The organism is Pontibacter rugosus (assembly GCF_042678745.1).
Classification (GTDB): domain Bacteria; phylum Bacteroidota; class Bacteroidia; order Cytophagales; family Hymenobacteraceae; genus Pontibacter; species Pontibacter rugosus.
In genome coordinates, this window is record NZ_JBHTLD010000308.1 from 1 (window position 1) to 4127 (window position 4127).

Here is a 4127-nt window from a genome sequence, read left to right on the forward strand (position 1 = left end):
TTTAAATTATTTTAAATAAGTTGTTGAAAAACAAGCTTGATAGGATTAATGTTTTATAAAAGCCAGGATACCTTATTCCTACACCTGCTGTAAATCTTGTGCCAACACGCCAGCATGTAACTTGTTTGGGCTTACATGGATACAGGTGTTGTAATTAGTTTGCCTCTTATAAGTATAGAATACCATCCTGCTCCCGCACTAACGAGAATGGCTCTTCGTCTAGCATCAGAAAGCCTGACAGGTTGGCAAAGTCAAATGCGTTACTTAACTGCAGGGCACTCCAAAAGCTTAAGGTAGTTTCTGCGGTACAGCTTAGCACCGTAAACAAACCGTTTTTCTTTGCCAACTGCAGTAAGCGAATCGTATTCAGGTATCCTCCGGCCTGCATCATATCAATGTTGATGCCATGAAACTGCGTACGAAGCAATTCAAAACCTACTGTATCTGTAATTGACTCCTTTGCAACCAATGGCACCGGGCTACTGCTCTTGATATGGGCATAGGCAGCTAATTTCGTAGCTGGCATCGGCTGCTCCACAAAAAGTACCCTCCTTTTGTCCAGGGCAGATAAAAAGTACAGCAACTCCTCTTCCTGCTGCCAGCTTTCGTTACCGTCAATCACAATGGGCTTGGCAGTGGCCTCCAGCAAACTGGCTACCAGCTCAGCCCCTTGCTCCTGGTTTACTTTTAAAGTAAGGTACTGAAAACGCTCCAGTTCATGTGTTTCTAAAAACGCCCCTATTTCTTCAGGCTCCATAACAGGCAAGGTAAAGCCAGTTGGCTGCGGCACCGGCAGTGATTGTCCCAGCATCTGGTAAACGGGTATAGCTTTGTGCTGACAAAAGTAATGGAGGTAAGCCGACTCAATGGCAAAGCGTAACGAACTGATAGGCGGATGCTGTTCTAACAGCTGCAGCAGCTCATCCATACTTTGCACCTGCGCCAGGCCGCCCAGCAACAGCACTTTATACTGCTTCAGCAGCAGGTCTGCCGTGTCGCCGTGGCGCACATCGGGAGCTGCTTCGCCAAAACCGTTAAATGTACCATCCGATACCTGCACCAGGAAGTTTATTTTATCACTGGCAGGTGCGTGTGCAGCCTTTAATGTGTATTTGAGTTTTAGGTGCAAAGCCTCTATGCGCCATGTAAGCATATGAAAAATAAATTGAGCGTAAAATTTACTTGAAATTGCATTTTTTATCTCAAACAAGCCAATTTTGATGCACCTACTGCGCAATAAGAATAAAATTGTTTTCTGGGCTTTATACGGTGTAAAATAATGATTAAGAATCGTGCTTTGGCTATTTGCGAATGTGTTTCCAACCAGTATATTTGCTAAGCTAATGTAGGTGTGCCCTGTCGGCATATTCCTTATTTTTTGGCTTTACAGCCGCACTTGCTACAAAGGCTTTTTTGTGGGCGAAGGCTACCATTGGCCGTGCCTTTATACTTTAATTATGATATGAAAAAGTCTTTTTTACCAATGGCTGCGCTGTTAAATATAACCATAGCTGCCATACTTACTGTACTGCAACAGTACAATTTTATTTCCCTGCCGACAGATGTGCTGATGGCTATCCGCTGGATTGTGATTGGCGTACTGCTCGGGTACGGCTTACAGAAACGCTCCCTCACTACCTGGATTCTGGTCAGCATGGTGGTAGGCTGCGAGATTGGCTACGACTTTCCTGAATTTGCCGTTAACCTGAACGTACTCAGCAAGATATTCCTGAAGCTGATCAAGACCATTATCGCTCCGCTTATTTTTGGAACGCTGGTGGTAGGCATTGCCGGCCACTCCAATCTGAAACAAGTAGGAAGCATGGGCTGGAAAGCCATTCTATACTTTGAGATTGTCACCACACTGGCCTTGTTTATTGGCCTGGCTGCCATTAACTTAAGTCAGGCAGGTGTAGGCATAGACCCAGGCCTGGCGCAAAGTCAGGAAGAAATCACCCCGGTTGCCGCACAAAGTACCTCAGACATAATCCTGCACGTTTTCCCGGAGAACATCGTAAAATCCGTGTCCGAAGGTCAGGTGCTTCAGATTGTAGTATTCAGCGTATTGTTCGCGATTGGGTTGGCTATGGTGAGCGAGAAAAAACGAAAGCCGATGATCGACTTCTGCGAGAGTCTTTCTGAAACCATGTTCAAGTTCACCAATGTGATCATGTACTTCGCCCCGATCGGTGTTGGTGCAGCCATTGCTTATACTGTTGGGCACATGGGCTTTGGCATTCTGCTAAACTTGTTCCAGTTACTAGTTACACTATATGTAGCCCTAATTGCCTTTGCTGTGTTGGTACTGCTGCCTGTGGCGCTGATCGCGCGCGTACCGATTGTTCGTTTCTTAAAAGCCATTTCTGGTCCGGTATCTATTGCCTTTGCTACTACTTCTTCAGAGGCAGCCTTACCACGAGCCATGGAAGAAATGGAGAAACTGGGTGTACCGCGTAAAATTGTAGCCTTCGTGATGCCAACTGGTTATAGCTTTAACCTCGATGGCACAACATTATACTTAGCCCTTGCCTCTGTTTTTGTGGCACAGGCAGCAGGCATCAATTTGACTTGGGAGCAACAATTGGTGATGGTGTTTACCCTGATGCTAACAAGCAAGGGAGTGGCCGGTGTTCCACGTGCATCGCTGGTAATTCTGCTCGGCACAGTCGCCTCTTTCAACCTGCCAGTTTGGCCTGTGTTCGCCATACTTGGTATCGATGAGCTGATGGACATGGCCCGTACTTCCATCAATGTAACAGGTAACTGCCTTGCCACTGCCGTGGTAGCCCGCTGGGAAGGTGAATTTCACCCGGAGCGTGAAGTTGGCTTGGTTGAAACTACAAACCCTGAACTGATGCACGAGCAGCGCGAGGAAGACAGAACAGCAGAACTGGTGTAAAGCAGCTCAGGAGGTACTGTATACTTCCTGAGCACGCCGCCTAATAACATAAACACAGAACCCGCTCCTGCTCATGGCAAGGGCGGGTTTTTGTTTAGAAACCACGAGATTGCTGGTGCAAAACTCTTTGGAAGAGATTTATACTATATAGTATATTCGTTAGTCGATTACATTTATTTGTTTATATTGGATGTATAGAGGGAGTAGTACTCCTGCTAGCCAGTAGTTAGCGTCAATAACAAATGAAATTAAAATCCTTCCAACTTTTTCTTGTTAGTGCAGCAATCGTTTCATTGGCATTTACATGTGTGATGTTTAACATCCGAGACAGTTTCACCCCATATGGTGTGGCTCTTATTGCCTCTGTTGTCATAAGCGTAACAGGGTTGGTCAAAGGTCTGATAGAAGTTAAGGGAAAGGCAGAAACTTGGGTATGGCTTGGTATGGTGGGCAACTTATCAATACTCCTTCTATTTGGCTTTATTGTCTATTTAGCCTACGAGATATTAGACAAGAAAAAGTCGATGCCCTATGCCCCCTCATCTGTCATCAGGAGCGTAAGTGTCAACCACGACACCCTCAACAGTGGGGAGGTTTATGAAGTTACTATTCTATCTGATTCCAGTTATTACAACCGCTTTGGAGAATACCCGCAATTAAAGGTAAATAACCATTCTTACTTCCCCCTTACATCATCAACTTTGTCGCTTCAGTTCATTACATCAGCGGATACTGTTGAAGGGGCAACTGTGAAGAAAAGCCTCAACCTTAAGTTCAAGCTGAAGCAAACATCAAAGAAGGACACGGTGCTTCATTATGACAGGATGTACTTTGTAACAAACCTTGAATCAAGCCCACGAAGTGAAGGGGAATTGATAAATGGTAGAAAAGAGGGGTTGTGGCGCTTTTGGTATAATAATGACAGGCACCAGCTTAAGGAAGAAAAAGTCTATTATAAGGGGCAATTGAATGGAAAAAGAACCTTGTACTGGGAGAACGGCAATCTCATGAGAATTTACGCTTACAAAGAAGGGGGACTTAACGGTATGTCCTATTGGTTCTCTTCAGCAGGAGACCTTCATGACTCCCTCTTATATAAAAACAACAAAGAAGTAAGAATAACAGAACGCTAATCGTGTAGACGGCCCTGCCACCTCTAGGTAGCAGGGTGCGCCTCACACACCACTGTACGTACGGGTCTCGTATACAGCGGTTCGTTAAGTTGTGG

The 4127-nt window shown here is 45.3% G+C and carries 4 protein-coding genes; 2 read left to right on the forward strand and 2 right to left on the reverse strand.

Annotated elements, in window-relative coordinates:
• Positions 1–78: 78 nt before the first annotated feature.
• Positions 79–186 carry a hypothetical protein gene (locus ACFQ2O_RS20355; RefSeq protein ID WP_377532417.1) on the reverse strand — a complete coding sequence of 36 codons (108 nt, stop codon included), beginning with the start codon at positions 184–186 and terminating at the stop codon, positions 79–81.
• Positions 167–1153, reverse strand: coding sequence for an enolase C-terminal domain-like protein (locus ACFQ2O_RS20360; RefSeq protein ID WP_377532420.1), 987 nt, complete (start codon positions 1151–1153; stop codon positions 167–169). Before ACFQ2O_RS20360 ends, ACFQ2O_RS20355 begins: the two co-directional genes overlap by 20 nt.
• Positions 1154–1462: 309 nt before the next feature.
• Between ACFQ2O_RS20360 and ACFQ2O_RS20365 the strand changes: the two genes are divergently transcribed.
• Entirely contained in the window at positions 1463–2899 is a 1437-nt protein-coding gene (locus tag ACFQ2O_RS20365) for a dicarboxylate/amino acid:cation symporter (RefSeq protein ID WP_377532423.1), read from the forward strand.
• Between the two features lie 242 nt (positions 2900–3141).
• Positions 3142–4032, forward strand: coding sequence for a toxin-antitoxin system YwqK family antitoxin (locus tag ACFQ2O_RS20370; RefSeq protein WP_377532426.1), 891 nt, complete (start codon positions 3142–3144; stop codon positions 4030–4032).
• Positions 4033–4127 lie beyond the last annotated feature (95 nt).

What these genes read in the sequence shown, in the direction of transcription:
- ACFQ2O_RS20370 (WP_377532426.1), top strand. Translation starts at nt 3,142, where the DNA reads ATGAAATTAAAATCCTTCCAACTTTTTCTTGTTAGTGCAGCAATCGTT.
- ACFQ2O_RS20360 (WP_377532420.1), bottom strand. Translation starts at nt 1,153, where the DNA reads ATGCTTACATGGCGCATAGAGGCTTTGCACCTAAAACTCAAATACACA.
- ACFQ2O_RS20355 (WP_377532417.1), bottom strand. Translation starts at nt 186, where the DNA reads ATGGTATTCTATACTTATAAGAGGCAAACTAATTACAACACCTGTATC.
- ACFQ2O_RS20365 (WP_377532423.1), top strand. Translation starts at nt 1,463, where the DNA reads ATGAAAAAGTCTTTTTTACCAATGGCTGCGCTGTTAAATATAACCATA.